The sequence below is a fragment of the Streptomyces sp. NPDC056503 genome, from assembly GCF_042794995.1.
GTDB lineage: Bacteria > Actinomycetota > Actinomycetes > Streptomycetales > Streptomycetaceae > Streptomyces.
This window is the reverse complement of record NZ_JBHTST010000111.1, coordinates 13,214-28,850: the sequence shown is the minus strand read 5'-3', so window position 1 is coordinate 28,850 and position 15,637 is coordinate 13,214. Positions and strand designations below refer to the sequence as shown.

Genomic DNA, 15,637 nt, shown 5'->3' with positions numbered 1-15,637 from the left:
GGGCGGGGGTCTCGACCAGCGCCCCTTCCGTCCTACGCCTGCTCTTTCCTTGCCCCTCGTGGGCGGGCCATGAGAAGCAGGCCGTCGTAGTCGACTGGCGTCCATCGGTCCTGGCCCGCTGTACGGGTGGACCAGCGTTGTTCGTTGTTAGCGGGTTCGATCATGATGGCTTGGCCTGTGCCGATACGGGTGGCCACGGTCTGCCAGAGTCGGTCGCGTAGGCGGTTGTTCAGGGTGGATACGAAGACACCGGGGGCGACTTCGACCATCCATCGGGTGAGGTGGCCTCGGAGTCCAGCGGGGGCGGCAATGAGGACGACCACGGTCATGCTTGCCTTTGTGGGGTGTCGGTGGCGAATGCGGGGCCGATTACGGAGAGGAAGCTGTCGTCGTCGAAAATGTCGTGGCCCCAGTTGACGCCGCCGGAGACACTGCCGACTTCTTCGTCCCATAGGCCGTTGAGGTCGCGGTCGATGAGGGTGTTGTCGCCGTCGGGAACGAGGAGTTCCTTGAGGTCGGTCACGATGCGGGGGAGTAGCTGGTGGTTGGTGACGGCGTCGCGGACGGCGATACGGGCGTCGCGTTCGCTTGTAAGGCCTTGTGAGACGAGGTCGAAGGCGGTGGGAATGGTGTGTTCGGCTTTGTAAAGGTCCGCTATGTCCAGGACGAAGGAGAGGGCGGAGCCCGTGTGGACGAACCCCAGGGCAGGGCTGGCACCGATTCCGGTGATGACGGCGTGGCAGATGCCGTAGAGGGCGGCGTTCGCGGCGGACAGGACGCGGTTGATGTCGTCGCCTGCAGCGAAGGCGTCGCCCGGGCGGTATTCACGGCGAGTCCAGGGGACGCCAGTGCGCTGGGAGTGCTCGGCGTACAGACGGCGGACTCGGACGCCTTCCCTCCCGCGTAGTTGCTGCATGGTCAGCTGTGAGACGTCTTCGCCCGGGAATCGTTTGGCGTACATCCTGCGGGCGATCTGGAGACGTTCCTTGGGGCGAGTGACCAGCCATGCCTGGCGGAGTACGAGCTGGGAGCCACGGCTTGGACCGATGCCGGCCGCATACATGCGTACGCCGTGCTGGCCGACCCAGCAGACGGCGGTGCCCGAGTCGGCAAGCAAGGCGACGGCAGCGTGGGTGATGCGGGTGCCGGGGCCGATCAGCAGGACCGCGAGGAATGCGGCGGGGACGCGGACGGTGCGTTCCTTGTTGACCAGGACGACGGCATTGTCGTCCCGGTCGATGTGGCAGCGCTCGGCGTAGAGGCTGGAGACGCGGTCGTCCAGTCGGTGCACATCCTGGGGACCGGTTTTCCACCAGGGCTCAGCCATGTACCCGGTCCGCGGGCAGCGGTGCGAGGGTCAGCAGGCCGCAGCCGTAGCTCTTGGCCGGCCCGATGCCTTCCAGGAGAGCGGCGCGTAGGGCGTTGGGGTCGGTCACTCGCAGGCGGCCTTCGAAGGTAGCGGTGGACAAGATGACTTGCCGGTCGCTGCGGTTCTTGCGGAAGCGGAGCTGGTTGCGCGCCGTAAGGAGGACGTCTGCCGGGGACGGTTCGCCGCTTTGCGTATCGCTGTGTCCGGTAACGGCGGGGATCTCGAAGCCGAGACGAGGTGTTTTGTCGAGCAGCCAGCCGAGCTGGTGGGCGGCGGTTCGGTGGGCGAGGCGGTAGCCGCGAGCGGGGCGGTTTTCGCCGGAGGGGCGGTTGGCTCGTTCGGCCTGGGAGTTGGTGAGCTTTTCCGGTTGCCGGGTGTTTTGCACGGGGTTGGCGGTGAGACGGAAGGCGAATTCCCGGCCCGTGACGATCCGGTCGAGCAGGGGACTGTAGTCGCGGACGAGGGCGTGTTCGCCGTCGCCATGGGGCCAGCCGGCCTGTTCGACGAGGTGGGACCAGTCGGGCTTGGAGTGGGTGAGGACGAGGAGGTGGGGCTGGTGGGGGTCTGTGGTCTCGAGCCGCCACAGAACGCGTTCGGTGACGGGCTGCTCGGTGATGCCGGCGAGGACGGTGGCGTGGAGGGCCTGGGGGTTGCCGAGCAGGCGGATGGCGTCGCGGCGCCGCGGGTTGATGCGGATTTTGGACAGGTGCGGCATGGGCTACCACCCGAGCAGGGCGAAGGGATCGTGCCCGGCCGGCTTGCGGCTGGTGGGCTTCGAACCGGTGGACGGGTCAGGGTCGGGCAGGCCGGTGGGGACGCTCAGCCAGGTGTGGCGGACGGTACGGGTCGCCCGGGCGGGTGTTCCGCTGTGACGGAAAGCGAAGGTGAGAGGGACGTCGGCGGCGGTGTGGTCGCCGGCGGGATCCTCGATGGTCGCGGCGAGGTCGACCGTCGCTGCCCCGTGGCGGGTTCGGACATACTCTGCGGCCTGCCACTGGACGTCTTGCAGTACCTGCTCGAGGTCAGCCGCACTGCTGCCGGTGATGGTGCCGAGCAGGAGCGGACCGGAAGGGACGCACGAGCGGCGGCCGAGCGCGAGGGGAAACGCCGGGTTGCGGACGGCATGGGCCAGGGCCTCGATCAGGGGGCGCGGGCCTTGCAGGGCGGCGACGAACACCGCGTCCTGCAAGTAGTAGCGGTACGTGATGTGGGTGGGCTTGGCCGGGGAGGTTCTCTTCTGCAGGCCCTTGGCGTTGACCTGGGCGGACAGCAACGGCGCGCCGCCGGGTTCGCTGAGCGTGTGGTAGTCGCGCAGCAGGCTGCCGGGCTGGTCGGCCCGTACGGCCAAACGCAGCCCGGCGAGGTCGGTGATCTGCTCACCGCGCCGTCGGCCTGCCGCGGCCGCCAGCAGGCCGACGACACCGGACTTCGTCGGCTCCGGCCGGGTCTCGCGGCGGTTGTTTTCCGAGGCTGCGCCCCAGGACTGCAAAGGTGCGGCAAGCCGCAGCAGCAGGACGGCCGGTTCGTGTTCGGGGTGGCTCATCGGATTTCCCCGTGCTCCAGCCAGCCGGCGACAGCCGCGTGAATCTTCTCCAGCAGCTGCGGGAACGGCAGGGAGGCGCCGAAGGCGTCGTTGAGCTTGTCGGTGGCCTGGACGTAGGTGGCCAGGGTGAGCGCCGGGACACTGCCCCAGGTGGAGGTGACGCTCTGCAGCTCCTCGGCGAGGCGCTGTGCGGATTCCTCGGCGATGCCGTGGGTGGAGGCGACCGGCTTTTCGTAGGCGGAGACCAGGTTAACGGGCTGGTCGGTGCGGACGGTGACGAGGACGAGGTGGGGCAGGGTGCGGTGGGCGAAGGTGTTCTGGTGTCCGGTGGGCATGGAGCGGACGAAGGAGTCGACGAACTTGCCGGCCGTTTCGGCGGTGGACTCGGTGTCGTCGCCGAGGTTCTCGTGGAGCTGGTGGATGCCGAGGGTGGCGTAGCGGTAGAGGGTGGCGGAGTTGAACTCCACGGTGCCGATCATGCCGGCGCCGGAGTCGGAGGTGTTCTCGTCGTCCACGGCCGTGTAGTAGTCGAACTCGGTCTGCACCTTGTGCGTCGACAGGGCGTGCGCGACCTGGACGGAGGCGTCCACGTTCAGCGCTGCCAGGTCGGCGACCATGCGTCCGAACAGGGCTACCTCGGCGGGGTGCCCCTTGGTGAGTTCCTCCTGCACCGGAAGCTGCTTGATTTCGGCGTCCAGGTCGTCGTCGGGCAGGCCGGCCAGCTCCACGGCGCGGTCGCCGAGCAGGGCGATGATCCCGTCGAGCTGGGTCTTGCCGAAGAACAGCAGGTAGGCGGACTCTTCGCCCTTCTTCTGCGACGCCTTGATGCCCAGCGGCTTGACCAGGGCGGCGGCCAGACGGCCGGCCTTCTCCGCGTCCAGCCCTTCGGCCTGCGCCAGGCGGCCGGCCAGCAGCTCGCGGATCTTCTTGGTCCGCGTCGCCCGGTCGCTCTCCGCCACACCCGACGCGTAGTGGGTGCGGGTGGCCCGCTTCCAGGCCTGCGAGGAGACACGGGCCCGCTTCGCACCGCCGAACGTCGCCTGCTTGGGCGTCCCGGAGTCGTCCCGGTTCAAGTTGGACGGCGGGACCGACTGCAGGACGTGGACGTCGACGTAGAGGGGAGGGATCGTCACAGAAAACTCCTTGGATCTTGTTCGAGAACGCCAGCGAGGCGATAGGGGAAGAGGACTTCAGGAAGCGGCAGGACGGTCGCCGGAGCCGGCGGTCCAGGCGTAGTACTGGGCGCCCCAGCTGCGGCGCACCCGCTCCTGGCCCTCGGGGAAGTGCCAGTCGCGGATGTCGCGGTACAGGCGGGTGTAGTCGAGCGGCTGCCGGATCCCGCGCAGCTGGGTCACCAGCCCGCGCAGGTGGTGGACGAGTTCGGCGGTGTCGGTCGACGTCGCGGCGGCGTTCACTCGCCGGTCGACCGCCTCCTCGCTGAACTTCTCCGACTTCCTCAGCTCACGCAGAGCCACCCCCATACCTACGCCGGCCACGTGCATGGGCTGCTGCTGATGCTGCTGGTGCACGGCGAACAAGGTCAGCGCGGCATGCTCGGCGGTGAGCCGGTAGTCCCGGTGTCCCTCCTCGGCCACGTACTCGGGCAGCACACACCGGTGGTACGGCCACAGCTCCGGCACACCGCCGGCCTCCTGGCCCAGGCCTCGGCGCAGAGCCGCAAGATCCGCCCCCGCCCCGGGGGCCGTGGCGGAGAACTCCTCCCAGTACCACCGTCCGCGGCGGTAGGGGCTGTGACTGTCGGTCATACGGAAGCCTCTTCCTTGAGGGAGGTACTGGAGGTCTGGTTCCGTTCGGCCTGCCGTTCCTGTTCGGCTTCGGCGGCACGGGGCAGAATCTTGCGCAGCGCTCCGGTAAGCGCCCGGTCGGCGGTCGCCGACCGGTAGACGTCCTTCTTCTCGCCTTTCTCCGCCTTCTTCACCCGCCCGGCGAAAGCCGTCAGCGGTGCGGCAGCAAGGAGTTCAGCGGCAATACGGCGGGCCTCCCGCCACACGACCTCCTCCCAGGCGGACATCCCCGCCTCCAGGACGTCGATGTCGTCCGGCTGCCGGCTCATCCCCGCCAACAGCCTGCGCATCCAGGGATCGAGAGTGTGCAGGAGGACTTCGCCGGGCCGGCCGCCCTTGTCCCGGGGCAGAGGGTCACCGCCGGCGGCTCTCCGCAGGTCCGCAAGCATCCGGTCCAGCGAGAACGCGGCCCGGTCGGCCTGCATGACAGCCTCCAGCAACAACTGGCACAGGTCCTGGTGGCTGGCGGCCAGCGCCGCAGCCGGCAGCGGCACCTCGTCGGCCATCACGTGCTCGACGACAGCCGACTGGTTGCCGTACTCCACTCCATACGTCGCCACCCTCAGCGGGTAGTCCGCCGGCAGACACCCCTGCGCGTACAGCTCACCGGCCTGCCGCAGCAGCAGGCTTGTGGACACACCGTCCGACTCCTCAGGCACAGCGAGCGCCAGCAGCGCGTTCAGCCCCTGCCACGCACTGCGGCCGGACCGGTGCCGACGGGGATAGCGGGGCGACTGCCCGGCCCTGGGTTTGGCGACATGGGTCCAAGCAGTGTGCGGCTCGAACGGCGGTGTCGCCGTCAGCCGGTCGCCAGCCGCCAGCACGACCCGGGTGACCCGCGGCCCGTCCGGGGTCTCAACGGCGATCAGCCGGATCCGCCGGGACTGCCACGTCCATAGATCCAGCAGATCACGGGCGGGCCGGGACTCCCACGCCGCGGCGACCGGCCCCGCCGCCCACCGGGGCACGCCCCGCGCGGCCTGCCCGTCGTAGTCAACCGGCAGATTCAGCAGGATCGTCTCGTACAGCGTTCTGCCCAGCGGCATCACGACACCGAGCTGGCCCAGAGGACCTATGGGATTACCGGTGGTCTTGCCGGACTTCATCTTGTCGTCCCCGACGGCACCGGTCTTGATGGCCGCGGTGTCCCAGCACTGAGCGTGCAGCAGCCACAAAGCGGCCTCCGCCGGACGGAGCTCCAGCGTCTCCCCCTCGGTCAGGCAGCTGAAGACCGGCACATTGTTCCCGGACGCCATCGAGGGAATGAGCAGTGCGACAGACTTCGTCTCCCCCTTCGGCGTCTCCAGACCCGCCACCTGCGCGAAGGGTGTCCGGTCGGACAGCAGGTCGAAACAGCCGCGATGCTCGTCCAGGTACACCACGAGCTTCTCGCGCTGCTGAGAGGAGAAACCGTCCTGCTCGAACCAGTTCTTCCATTCCCCCAGCGACCGGGGAGCGCCCAGGGCGTGCACCACGACCGGGAGGAGGACCTGACGCAGCACCGCGGGCATCATCGTCGGCGACGGCAGAGACAGCCCCTCGATCAGATGGGCGTTGAGCAGAGTGTCCTGCAAGGACTGCTCGGCAGGCTCTCCCGATCGCGGCAAGCCCCGCAGCCAAGGGGCGCTGACCAGGTCGAATGACATCCGGTGCCTCCAGTTCACAAAGACAGCAGGGCGAGACCGCAGCTGGTTCTCACCGCTGCCCGCACTGTGGACCCTAGCGAGAGCCAAGTGTTTATGGATAAGAAACTGAAAGATTGATGAGGAGACGCAGCAGGAAGATTCCAGCCAGTTCCGTAAGGTGGCGCCGTGCGCCGCACCACCCCATGTCCCCGCCCGCGCGGGGGTGGCCCGTGTTTGTGGATCGCGACGCGGTCGTCCCCGCCACCGCGGGGCCCAGGGCCCCGGCACACACTGCCGGGGCCCGCCCCCTGACCCTCAGCCGGTCAAGCTCGCCCTCATGACAAGCCCCAACCGGGGGTCGTAAGAGACCTCCCACTCCCCCAACCGCGCCATACCGTCCTCCCCCAGGACCAGCGCCAAGGAGTGCTCCAGCCAGGGATGACCGCGCCACCCGTCCAAGGGGCGCAACTCGCTCTCGGCCGCCTTCGTCAGCTTGGCGGGAAGCCGGGTCGTCCCGCCAAGGACCTCATCGAGCACATGCTCCGACGCTTCCCCGTGCACACCCAGCGCAGCCCCGTCCAGTGCGGTGTACCCCCCGCCACGGCGTCGCACGATCACAACCTCGACCGACCGCTTCCCGTCCCGCACCACGGCCTCGAGATCCTTCTCGTCCCCCACCCCAGCCGTCTGCCCGTAGTGAAGCCCCGACAGCGTGGGACGCGACCACTCCCCCCGAGCCGCCAGCAGGAAAGCCTCCGCCGCTGCCGCCCGGTCCCGCTCCGACGCCTCCCACTTCACCCGAGCCTTCTCCTCCGCCTCACCCCACGACGAAGGACACACCGCCCCATCCCCATATACCTCGGTCACCAGGCCGGGCACCTGTGAAGGAATCGACCACGTACCCCCCTCGGTCAGCGTCCGCTCGATGACCGCCGCCGTACGCAACAACCGGAACCGGCCATACACCGCCTCCGAACCCCCGTGCAACGCAGGAACACCCTCACCCGGCGCCACACCAGTCACCACAACCCTTGGCATAGCCAACACGGCCGGACGCGCGGTCCCCTCATGCCGGTGAAGACGACCAATGCGCTGCAGCAACAGGTCGATCGGCGCCAGGTCGGTGAGCAGGACGTCCGCGTCGATGTCGAACGACTGCTCCGCAAGCTGCGTGGCCACCACGATCATCCGTTCAGGCCGGGCCGCCCCGGCCGCCGGCCCCAGCCGCTCCAGGCACACCGCCGTCCGGTCAGCCCGATGCGCTGTACAGAGCCGCCCGTGCAGCAGATGCACCTCCCCCGGAAACCTCGCATCAAGCGCCCGGAACACCCCCTGCGCCCGCTCGACCGTGTTCAGCACCACCAGCGCCACACCACCGTCCGCGACCTCGCGAGCCGTACGCTCGGCCACAACGCCACCGTCGACAGAGACATCCGGCAACCACTCCAGCGCGACCGGATACGCATTCCGCCACGACTCCGTGCTCCGGCACACCACCTCCGCCCGCCCATCCTGGACGTAGGCGCCCGTGATCGAGGGATAACCACCCGGCTCAGGAACCTCGACATCCACCGGACCCGCCCACCCGGCCTGCCCCGAGACATACGCCTCTACCAACGCACGCCGCTGCGCCAGCGGCAACGTCGCAGACAACAGCACCACAGGTACACGCACCTGACCGAGCCAGCGCAACGCCTCGACCAGGAACTGCTGCATATACACATCCGCCGCATGAACCTCGTCGATGATCACGACCTTCCCAGCCAGGCCGGCGAACCGCAGCATCACGTGCCGGGTACGAGTCGCCGCGAACAACAACTGGTCGACCGTCCCCACCGCGAACGAACAGAGCAGACCACGCTTACGACCGAGGAACCAGTCGATGGGCCCATATCGCTCAGCCTGCCTGGACACGATCCCGTAGAGCTCGTCGTCCTCATCAATCCCGTCGAACGACGAATCCTCCGAACAACACTCCCCTTCAGCTTCAGCGCCCGGCGCTGAAGCCTTCCGCCACTCGGGATTGAACATCCGCTTCCCGTGCAGCAACGCGACCTGACTCTCCAGATCACCGCCGAACTCGCGCAGCCACCGCCGCACCTGGCTGTACATCGGATCAGAAGTCGCCTGCGTAGGCATCCCAACAAAAACACCATCGCACCCGAACCGCGCAGCCAACACCTCAGCCGCCACCAGCGCGGCCTTCGTCTTCCCCTCCCCCATCGGCCCCTCGACGATGCACAACGACGGAACCGACACCTCACGGACAAAGGACACCAGCTGATCCTGAGACGCCCGCCCCCTCTGTCCGAACCGCACCTCCACCAGATCACCATCGCCAGGATCGGGCAGCACACCCCACCCCCCACGAAGGCCCAGTACCTCCCACGCGGCACGCGCACGATCCCGCGACACCCCAAGGCCCACACGCTCAATCCGATCAAGCCCTGGAAAGTACCGGCTATCACTAGCGATCCAGTCCGCCATCACAATCAGACCGGACAGCTCCAACTGCTCCGCACGCGAAGGCACCACCCGCGGACACACATCCGCCACGCCCCCGAACCCCACACACCGGGTCACCACCTCCACCAGCGCCCGCTGCACCTCACCCCACTGCGCACCACGCCCCTGATGCTCCCGAGGCACCGCCCGGTCCCCCAGCACACCAGCAGACGGAAACGCACCATGATGACCAGCGATCAGCGGCCACACCCACCCGACATGCTCCGGCCCCCACTCCGGCCCCAGCACATCCATCAGCAGACGACCACCGGCCTTGTCGTGCCGCCACCGCTTCGACTTCAGCGCAGCCGACCGCCAGAACAGCCCGCTCGCCCGTACCCGCGCCGCACCCGCCGCATCGAGTTCCTGGAAAGCCGGCGTCGCCTTCCCGACATCATGAACAGCACATAACCACACAAACAGCATCCGGCCCCGGCCCCCGGACACCACCTCCAGCAGCCTCTTCGTACGAGGCGCCAGATACCGATCCCACATCAACTCAGCTACTGCAGCCGTATCCAGCAAATGCCCCAGGAGCAGATGCATCGCACCGCTGGCCTTCCCCGCCGACTTCCCCCACACGGCCCCCAGACGCTCCACCACCTCGGCAGACAGCGACAACTGCTGCATCACTTCCAGCGCAGGCAACACCCCACGACCGGCAGCCTCGCTACCCACCTGACCACCCCTCAACAGAGCCTCCAAACTAAGGCGCAGAGCCTGGGGCACAGAGACTGCCAGAGAGGTCTGACAACGACCCTAAGTAGCCGCAAAGAACCATCTCAGAAGGGCTCTTCCGCTCCAGGCGAGGTCGTTCGCACCCTCCTGGCAAGCTCGCCATCCCGCTGGGACAGCAGCCGTTCCGGACACTCCCCCAAGGGCGGCAGGTTCGTCGCCTCCATGCTCACGAGAAGGATCACCAAATGAAGAAGTAACTGTTTTGCCTCGCGTGCAACTGAATGAAAAACAGCATCGGATCTCATAGAATCCCAGGTCAACAAGTGTCGTCCCCGCGCCTGCGGGGGTGTTCCGACCCTGGAGGCCAACACCGTCTCGGGCGACGTGTCGTCCCCGCGCCTGCGGGGGTGTTCCGTCCTCGGGGTCCCGTCCCCGGCACGCGGCGTCGTCGTCCCCGCGCCTGCGGGGGTGTTCCGCGCAGGAGCTCGTCCGCGCGGCGCAGGAACACGTCGTCCCCGCGCCTGCGGGGGTGTTCCGACGTGCACCGGCTCGGGCACGCACCACTGTGAGTCGTCCCCGCGCCTGCGGGGGTGTTCCTGCATGATCGACATGCGGGCCGACCGCCGGACAGTCGTCCCCGCGCCCGCGGGGGTCTTCCCATCGCCCCGGCCGACGCCCGACTTCCCCGGCCGTCGTCCCCGCGCCTGCGAGGGTCTTCCCCGGTCGCTCACGGGGTACATGGATCATCACCCATCGTCCCCGCGCCCGCGGGGGTCTTCCACTCCGGGTCCCCGGCCAGCTGCCCGCATGCCAGTCGTCCTCGGCTCACGATCACCTGAATGAAATCCTGCCTCAGGCTTCATAGAACCCCAGGCCAGCAAGTGTCGTCCCCGCCCGCGCGGGGGTCTTCCTTCGAACAGCGCGACCGGATGTCCACGGAAGAGGTCGTCCCCGCCCGCGCGGGGGTCTTCCTCGAGCGAGGCGAACGACATCCGCAGCCCGAGGGTCGTCCCCGCCCGCGCGGGGGTCTTCCCTGGCCCGGCGTGGACCGGCTCATCGTCGACGTGTCGTCCCCGCCCGCGCGGGGGTCTTCCTGATATGGGCCGGTTGGGTCACCTACTTCGCGGGTCGTCCCCGCCCGCGCGGGGGTCTTCCCCGGGTGCGCCGCCGGTCGCTCGCGGAGGTGTCGTCGTCCCCGCCCGCGCGGGGGTCTTCCGTTCCGCAGGTTCTTCAGCAGGGCGCCGATCCCGTCGTCCCCGCCTGCGCGGGGGTCTTCCGGCGACCAAGGCCGCCGCCGTCTTCCGCAACATGTCGTCCCCGCCCGCGCGGGGGTCTTTCCTTCGTCCACGAGGCGGCGATGGCGTCCTCGATGTCGTCCCCGCACGCGGGGGGTCTTCCCAGCGTCGTCCCCGCCTCTGCAGACATTCTCCGGTGCGATGGCACCGCGCTGGGAGCCGGCCTCATCGTCCCTGCGCCCGCGGGGTCTTCCACTTATGGCCCCAGCCAGCTGCCCGCGTGTGGTCGTCCTTGGCTCATGAGCAACTGAATGAAGTTCGGCCTCAGGCTTCATAGAATCCCAGGTCAACAAGTGTCGTCCCCGCGCCCGCGGGGGTCTTCCGAGCGTCGATCGCAGCGCCCTTCTAGTGTCAGCGTCGTCCCCGCGCCCGCGGGGGTCTTCCGGTGGTGGTCGACCCCACGGTCAGCTTGATGGCGTCGTCCCCGCGCCCGCGGGGGTCTTCCGGTGGTGGTCGACCCCACGGTCAGCTTGATGGCGTCGTCCCCGCGCCCGCGGGGGTCTTCCCATCATGTGGGGCCAGACCTGGACCCCCCCGGCGGTCGTCCCCGCGCCCGCGGGGGTCTTCCGACCGCGCGCGTCGCCTTCCAGCGGATCCAGTCGTCGTCCCCGCGCCCGCGGGGGTCTTCCGGAGGCCCGGCGCGGGAACATGACGCCGTTCCAGTCGTCCCCGCGCCCGCGGGGGTCTTCCGGCCGGGATGCTGACCGGGTCCAGCGGGGGGAGGTCGTCCCCGCGCCCGCGGGGGTCTTCCGACGGGGAAGGACGGGTCGGGCGGCTTGTTGAAGTCGTCCCCGCGCCCGCGGGGGTCTTCCTGGAGCCGGGCGAGGGAGATGGTCCAGGGCTGTGTCGTCCCCGCGCCTGCGGGGGTGTTCCGACGCCTCCGAGCTTCACGGGTCACCTCCTCAGGTCGTCCCCGCGCCCACAAGGTCTTCCGACCGTCGAGTCCTACTTCAAGTCTGGCCTGCCGTCGTCCGCTCACGCTCGGGGGTTGCCCCTCTTCCCGACGAAGCTGGAGCAGTCGGAGTATGTCGTCCCCGCCCGCGCGGGGGTTGCCCCCCCTTCCCCGGCCCCTCTCCGCCTGCTGTAGCGTCGTCCCCGCCCGCGCGGGGGTTGCCCTCAGCCCGAAGTCGGAGTACAGCGTGAGCGTGGGTCGTCCCCGCCCGCGCGGGGGTTGCCCGTCCACCCGGCGGACCGAGCACGCGCACTCGTCGTCGTCCCCGCCCGCGCGGGGGTTGCCCGATGTCCGTCTTCCTGGTGGACCTGGCGAAGGGGTCGTCCCCGCCCGCGCGGGGGTTGCCCTGACCCGCTCGGCTCCTGCGTCTCACCGTGTCGGTCGTCCCCGCCCGCGCGGGGGTTGCCCGATGCAGCGCCTCCAGTCCGTCGTCTCCGACCAGTCGTCCCCGCTCGCGCGGGGGTCTTCCCGGGGGCTCTCGACCGGGGTAACCCGGCCCGGCGTCGTCCCCGCCCGCGCGGGGGTCGTCCGTAGGCGATGTCGCCGTTCTCGCCCCGGTCCATGTTGTCCCCGCCCACGCGGGGGTTGCCCGCCGAGCGTCATGTCGACACCCGTCAGGACCTTGTCGTCCCCGCCCACGCGGGGGTTGCCCGGTGCGAGGACCAGGAGTCCCAGCGCATCAGTGGTTGTCCCCGCCCACGCGAGGGTGTTCCGCGGATGACCCAGTCATCGGACAGGTCAGGGTCGTCGTCCCCGCGCCCGCAGGGGTCTTCCGTCGAGGTCGGATCCGTCCGCCTGAAGCGATCTGTCGTCCCCGCACGCGCGGGGGTCTTCCGGCGACCAACTCGCACCTGCCGGGCCTGGGTGAGTCGTCCCCGCACGCGCGGGGGTCTTCCCCACTACATGGACGCCGGCTTCCACGTCGACACGTCGTCCCCGCACGCGCGGGGGTGGTTCCGCCCCCCAGCCACACCCACCCCGCCGCTGTCGTCCCCGCGCCTGCGGGGGTCTTCCGAGCGTCGCGATCTCCTTGAACGGGCGGTCGGTGTCGTCCCCGCGCCTGCGGGGGTGTTCCGACGATGCCGGACGCCCAGCGCCGGGCCGAGGGGTCGTCCCCGCGCCTGCGGGGGTGTTCCGGACGTCAAGGACGGCGTGGTCCGTGGGCTGAAGTCGTCCCCGCGCCTGCGGGGGTCTTCCGGAGTACGCGACGCTCCAGCGGCTGTTCGAGGCGTCGTCCCCGCACGCGCGGGGGTCCTCCGGTCCTCGACCAGCTGTACGCCGAGGACGGCATGTCGTCCCCGCACGCGCGGGGGTTCTCCGGGTGTTTTCGACGGTGTGTTTTGGGTTCTGGCTCAACTTCTGTGGAGCCACGCTGTCCGAGCTCGCGCCCGCCTCTGAGCAGGCCGCCCACCTGCCGGTTCACCAGGGTCGCCGGCCCTGGTGAACCGAGGATCGGCTCAGCGCCACAGAAGTTGTGCCAGAACCGTGTTTTGGCCCCACTGGAACGGGGTGAGTTCTAGATCTCGTCGCAACACAAGACCCCGAAGGTGTTGCAATGACGAGGAAGCGTCGAGGAGGGCGGATTCCAGCAACCGTCACAGCGGAGCCAAAGAACACCGTCCTAGACACGCGGGGGTTGCCCGCGGCCACGTGGGCGTTCACGGCGCTGGCCGCGGTCGTCCCCACGCCTACGGGGGTTCTCCGATGCTGGTCATGAGGTGAGGTGAGCCGTGGATGTCGTCCCCGCGCCTGCGGGGGTCTTCCGACGAACGGCTACCTCGCGGACCTCTGGGTGGAGTCGTCCCCGCGCCTGCGGGGGTCTTCCGGTGCCGCCGCAGCGGGTAGCGGTCTACACGGAGTCGCCTCCGCCCGCCCGCAGGGGATCCGGCCACGCGGCCGGCGGTGGTGCGAGTGACCAGGTCGTCCCCGCACGCGCGGGGGTTTTCCGTGCTTGCCAGGCCGCCACTGGTGGCGGTGAGCGTCGTCCCCGCACACACCGGGTTATCCGCACGCTTGTAGTGCGAGCCCCGGTAGTACTACGTCATCTCCGTGCCCACCGGGTTCTCCCCCGTCCTGGAACATCTCCCGCGACGCGAGTGGATCGTCTCTACGCCTGCGAGGGTTCTCTCGTGACGGTGTCCGCGACGTCGTTGCCCGGTGGGCGTTCCCACCCGTGCAGGATCCCCCACCGGGGACCGAGATTTACCTGTCGGCGCGCCGGTTATCTGCGGACCTACCGCGCGTGCAACTGAATGAAAAACAGCCTCAACTCTCATAGAATCCCAGGTCAACAAGTGTCGTCCCCGCGCCTGCGGGGGTGTTCCGCACCCCGACTTCTTCCTGCTCCCGGCAGGAGGGTCGTCCCCGCGCCTGCGGGGGTGTTCCGGCGCAGGCCGCCTTCCTTCCCGGGGTCTGGATGTCGTCCCCGCGCCTGCGGGGGTGTTCCGGCGCCTGTCCCTGCCGGGCTGCTGGCCGGGCGGTCGTCCCCGCGCCTGCGGGGGTGTTCCGCTGGAGGACGCGCTCGGCGCCCCCCGCGAGGCGTCGTCCCCGCGCCTGCGGGGGTGTTCCGGACAGGGAGACGACGCCGGCGTCGGCTTGGCGGTCGGCTTGGGCGTCGTCCCCGCGCCTGCGGGGGTCTTCCGGCATGCACGGCGCCGTAGATGAGCTCGTCCTGGTTGTCCCCGTACGCGTGGGGGTTCTCCGGGAGGTGCCTCATGAGCCGCCCGTGCTGGCACGTCGTCCCCGCCCGCGCGGGGTTCTCCGTTCATCGAGCTGAAGTGGGGCGGCTACCGCCTCTCGTCCCTGCCCAGGCGGGGGTTCTCCGTTCGTGCCGCAGCGCAACATGGCCACGCCGTACTCGCCCCCCCGCGGGGGTTCTCCGCGCACCACCCGCCACAAGACCAAGAAGGTACTGTCGTCCCCGCATACACGGGGGTTCTCCACCCGCTTTTCCCGGTTCTCGAACGTTTGCTCAGTCGTCCCCGCCCGTGCGGGGTCTTCCGCACATGGCGGCCTGGAGGCTCGCCCTCGTGTCGTCGTCCCCGCCCGTACGGGGGTTGCCCGCAGGCCATCCTCAAGCACGAGGACAGCCGCCTGTCGTCCCCGCATGCGCGGGGGTCTCCCGATGGGCCGCCGCTACCGGGCGATCGGCTGGCTGTCGTCCCCGCGCTCGCAGGGGTCTTCCGTGGGTCGGTCTGGAGGTCCCGGTCCTCTGTACGTTGTCCCCGCACGCGCGGGAGTCCTCCGGGGCCGCAGACCTCCGGATCGGTGGCCGTATCGTCGTCCTCGCATGCGCAGGGGTTCTCCGACGTTCATCTCCTGCACGCCGAGGGCCTCGGTGTCGCCCCCGCACGCGCGTGGTCTTCCGGGGTGGCGCTCCGTTCTGGAGCCGACGCCGGAGTCGTCCCCGCCCGCGCGGGGGTTGCCCGTACTGGGATGAGACCGTCGCGGCCACCACGGCCTCGTCCCCGCCCGCGCGGGGGTCTTCCGTTCCGCAGGTTCTTCAGCAGGGCGCCGATCCCGTCGTCCCCGCCTGCGCGGGGGTCTTCCGTACGTCGCCACGTCGGCGTAGCCCTTCCCAGCGTCGTCTCCGCCTCTGCAGGCATTCTCCGGTGCGCTGGCACCGCGTTGGGAGCCGGCCTCATCGTCCCAGCGCCCGCGGGGTCTTCCGCTTATGGCCCCAGCCAGCTGCCCGCGTGCTAGTCCTCCTCGGCTCATGAGCAACTGAATGAAATCCGGCCTCAGGCTTCATAGAATCCCAGGTCAACAAGTGTCGTCCCCGCCCCTGCGGGGGTTCTCCGGTCACCGGCAGCCTGGAGATGGACTACGTCGCGTCGTCCCCGCCCCTGCGGGGGTTCTCCCCCTG

At 69.5% G+C, this 15,637-nt stretch carries 8 protein-coding genes and 5 CRISPR repeat arrays; all 8 genes read right to left on the bottom strand.

Translation table 11 applies throughout. The features are described from left to right. Positions 1-32: 32 nt before the first annotated feature. Positions 33-329, bottom strand: a complete 297-nt coding sequence (cas2e, locus tag ACFQ8C_RS27470) for a type I-E CRISPR-associated endoribonuclease Cas2e (RefSeq protein WP_383462301.1) — start codon at positions 327-329, stop codon at positions 33-35. Next, on the bottom strand, positions 326-1,327 hold the full coding sequence (gene cas1e, locus ACFQ8C_RS27465) for a type I-E CRISPR-associated endonuclease Cas1e (RefSeq protein ID WP_383462299.1): 1,002 nt from the start codon (positions 1,325-1,327) through the stop codon (positions 326-328). The genes cas2e and cas1e overlap by 4 nt, the downstream gene beginning before the upstream one ends. After that, complete coding sequence (gene cas6e, locus ACFQ8C_RS27460) at positions 1,320-2,084, bottom strand: type I-E CRISPR-associated protein Cas6/Cse3/CasE (RefSeq protein WP_383462297.1); 765 nt, start codon at positions 2,082-2,084, stop codon at positions 1,320-1,322. Before cas6e ends, cas1e begins: the two co-directional genes overlap by 8 nt. A gap of 3 nt (positions 2,085-2,087) precedes the next feature. Further along, complete coding sequence (gene cas5e, locus ACFQ8C_RS27455; protein WP_383462295.1) at positions 2,088-2,912, bottom strand: type I-E CRISPR-associated protein Cas5/CasD; 825 nt, start codon at positions 2,910-2,912, stop codon at positions 2,088-2,090. Next, a complete protein-coding gene (cas7e, locus tag ACFQ8C_RS27450) occupies positions 2,909-4,045 on the bottom strand; it encodes a type I-E CRISPR-associated protein Cas7/Cse4/CasC (protein WP_383462293.1) in 1,137 nt (378 codons plus the stop codon). The genes cas5e and cas7e overlap by 4 nt, the downstream gene beginning before the upstream one ends. Positions 4,046-4,102: 57 nt before the next feature. Beyond that, positions 4,103-4,678, bottom strand: coding sequence for a type I-E CRISPR-associated protein Cse2/CasB (casB, locus tag ACFQ8C_RS27445; protein WP_383462291.1), 576 nt, complete (start codon positions 4,676-4,678; stop codon positions 4,103-4,105). Continuing rightward, positions 4,675-6,363, bottom strand: a complete 1,689-nt coding sequence (gene casA, locus ACFQ8C_RS27440; protein WP_383462289.1) for a type I-E CRISPR-associated protein Cse1/CasA — start codon at positions 6,361-6,363, stop codon at positions 4,675-4,677. Before casA ends, casB begins: the two co-directional genes overlap by 4 nt. A gap of 294 nt (positions 6,364-6,657) precedes the next feature. Continuing rightward, positions 6,658-9,525, bottom strand: a complete 2,868-nt coding sequence (gene cas3 / locus ACFQ8C_RS27435) for a CRISPR-associated helicase Cas3' (protein ID WP_383462287.1) — start codon at positions 9,523-9,525, stop codon at positions 6,658-6,660. Between the two features lie 325 nt (positions 9,526-9,850). Next, positions 9,851-10,300: a CRISPR direct-repeat array (repeat unit 23 nt; unit sequence GTCGTCCCCGCGCCTGCGGGGGT). 108 nt (positions 10,301-10,408) lie between these two features. Next, positions 10,409-11,015: direct repeats of the CRISPR family, unit length 26 nt; unit sequence GTCGTCCCCGCCCGCGCGGGGGTCTT. Between the two features lie 100 nt (positions 11,016-11,115). Then, a CRISPR array of direct repeats spans positions 11,116-11,754; the repeat unit is 28 nt; unit sequence GTCGTCCCCGCGCCCGCGGGGGTCTTCC. A 32-nt stretch (positions 11,755-11,786) separates the two neighbouring features. Further along, a CRISPR array of direct repeats spans positions 11,787-13,086; the repeat unit is 23 nt; unit sequence GTCGTCCCCGCCCGCGCGGGGGT. 982 nt (positions 13,087-14,068) lie between these two features. Beyond that, a CRISPR array of direct repeats spans positions 14,069-14,653; the repeat unit is 30 nt; unit sequence GTCGTCCCCGCGCCTGCGGGGGTGTTCCGG. Between the last annotated feature and the right edge of the window lie 984 nt (positions 14,654-15,637).

What these genes read in the sequence shown, in the direction of transcription:
- cas2e (WP_383462301.1), bottom strand. Translation starts at nt 329, where the DNA reads ATGACCGTGGTCGTCCTCATTGCCGCCCCCGCTGGACTCCGAGGCCAC.
- cas1e (WP_383462299.1), bottom strand. Translation starts at nt 1,327, where the DNA reads ATGGCTGAGCCCTGGTGGAAAACCGGTCCCCAGGATGTGCACCGACTG.
- cas6e (WP_383462297.1), bottom strand. Translation starts at nt 2,084, where the DNA reads ATGCCGCACCTGTCCAAAATCCGCATCAACCCGCGGCGCCGCGACGCC.
- cas5e (WP_383462295.1), bottom strand. Translation starts at nt 2,912, where the DNA reads ATGAGCCACCCCGAACACGAACCGGCCGTCCTGCTGCTGCGGCTTGCC.
- casB (WP_383462291.1), bottom strand. Translation starts at nt 4,678, where the DNA reads ATGACCGACAGTCACAGCCCCTACCGCCGCGGACGGTGGTACTGGGAG.
- casA (WP_383462289.1), bottom strand. Translation starts at nt 6,363, where the DNA reads ATGTCATTCGACCTGGTCAGCGCCCCTTGGCTGCGGGGCTTGCCGCGA.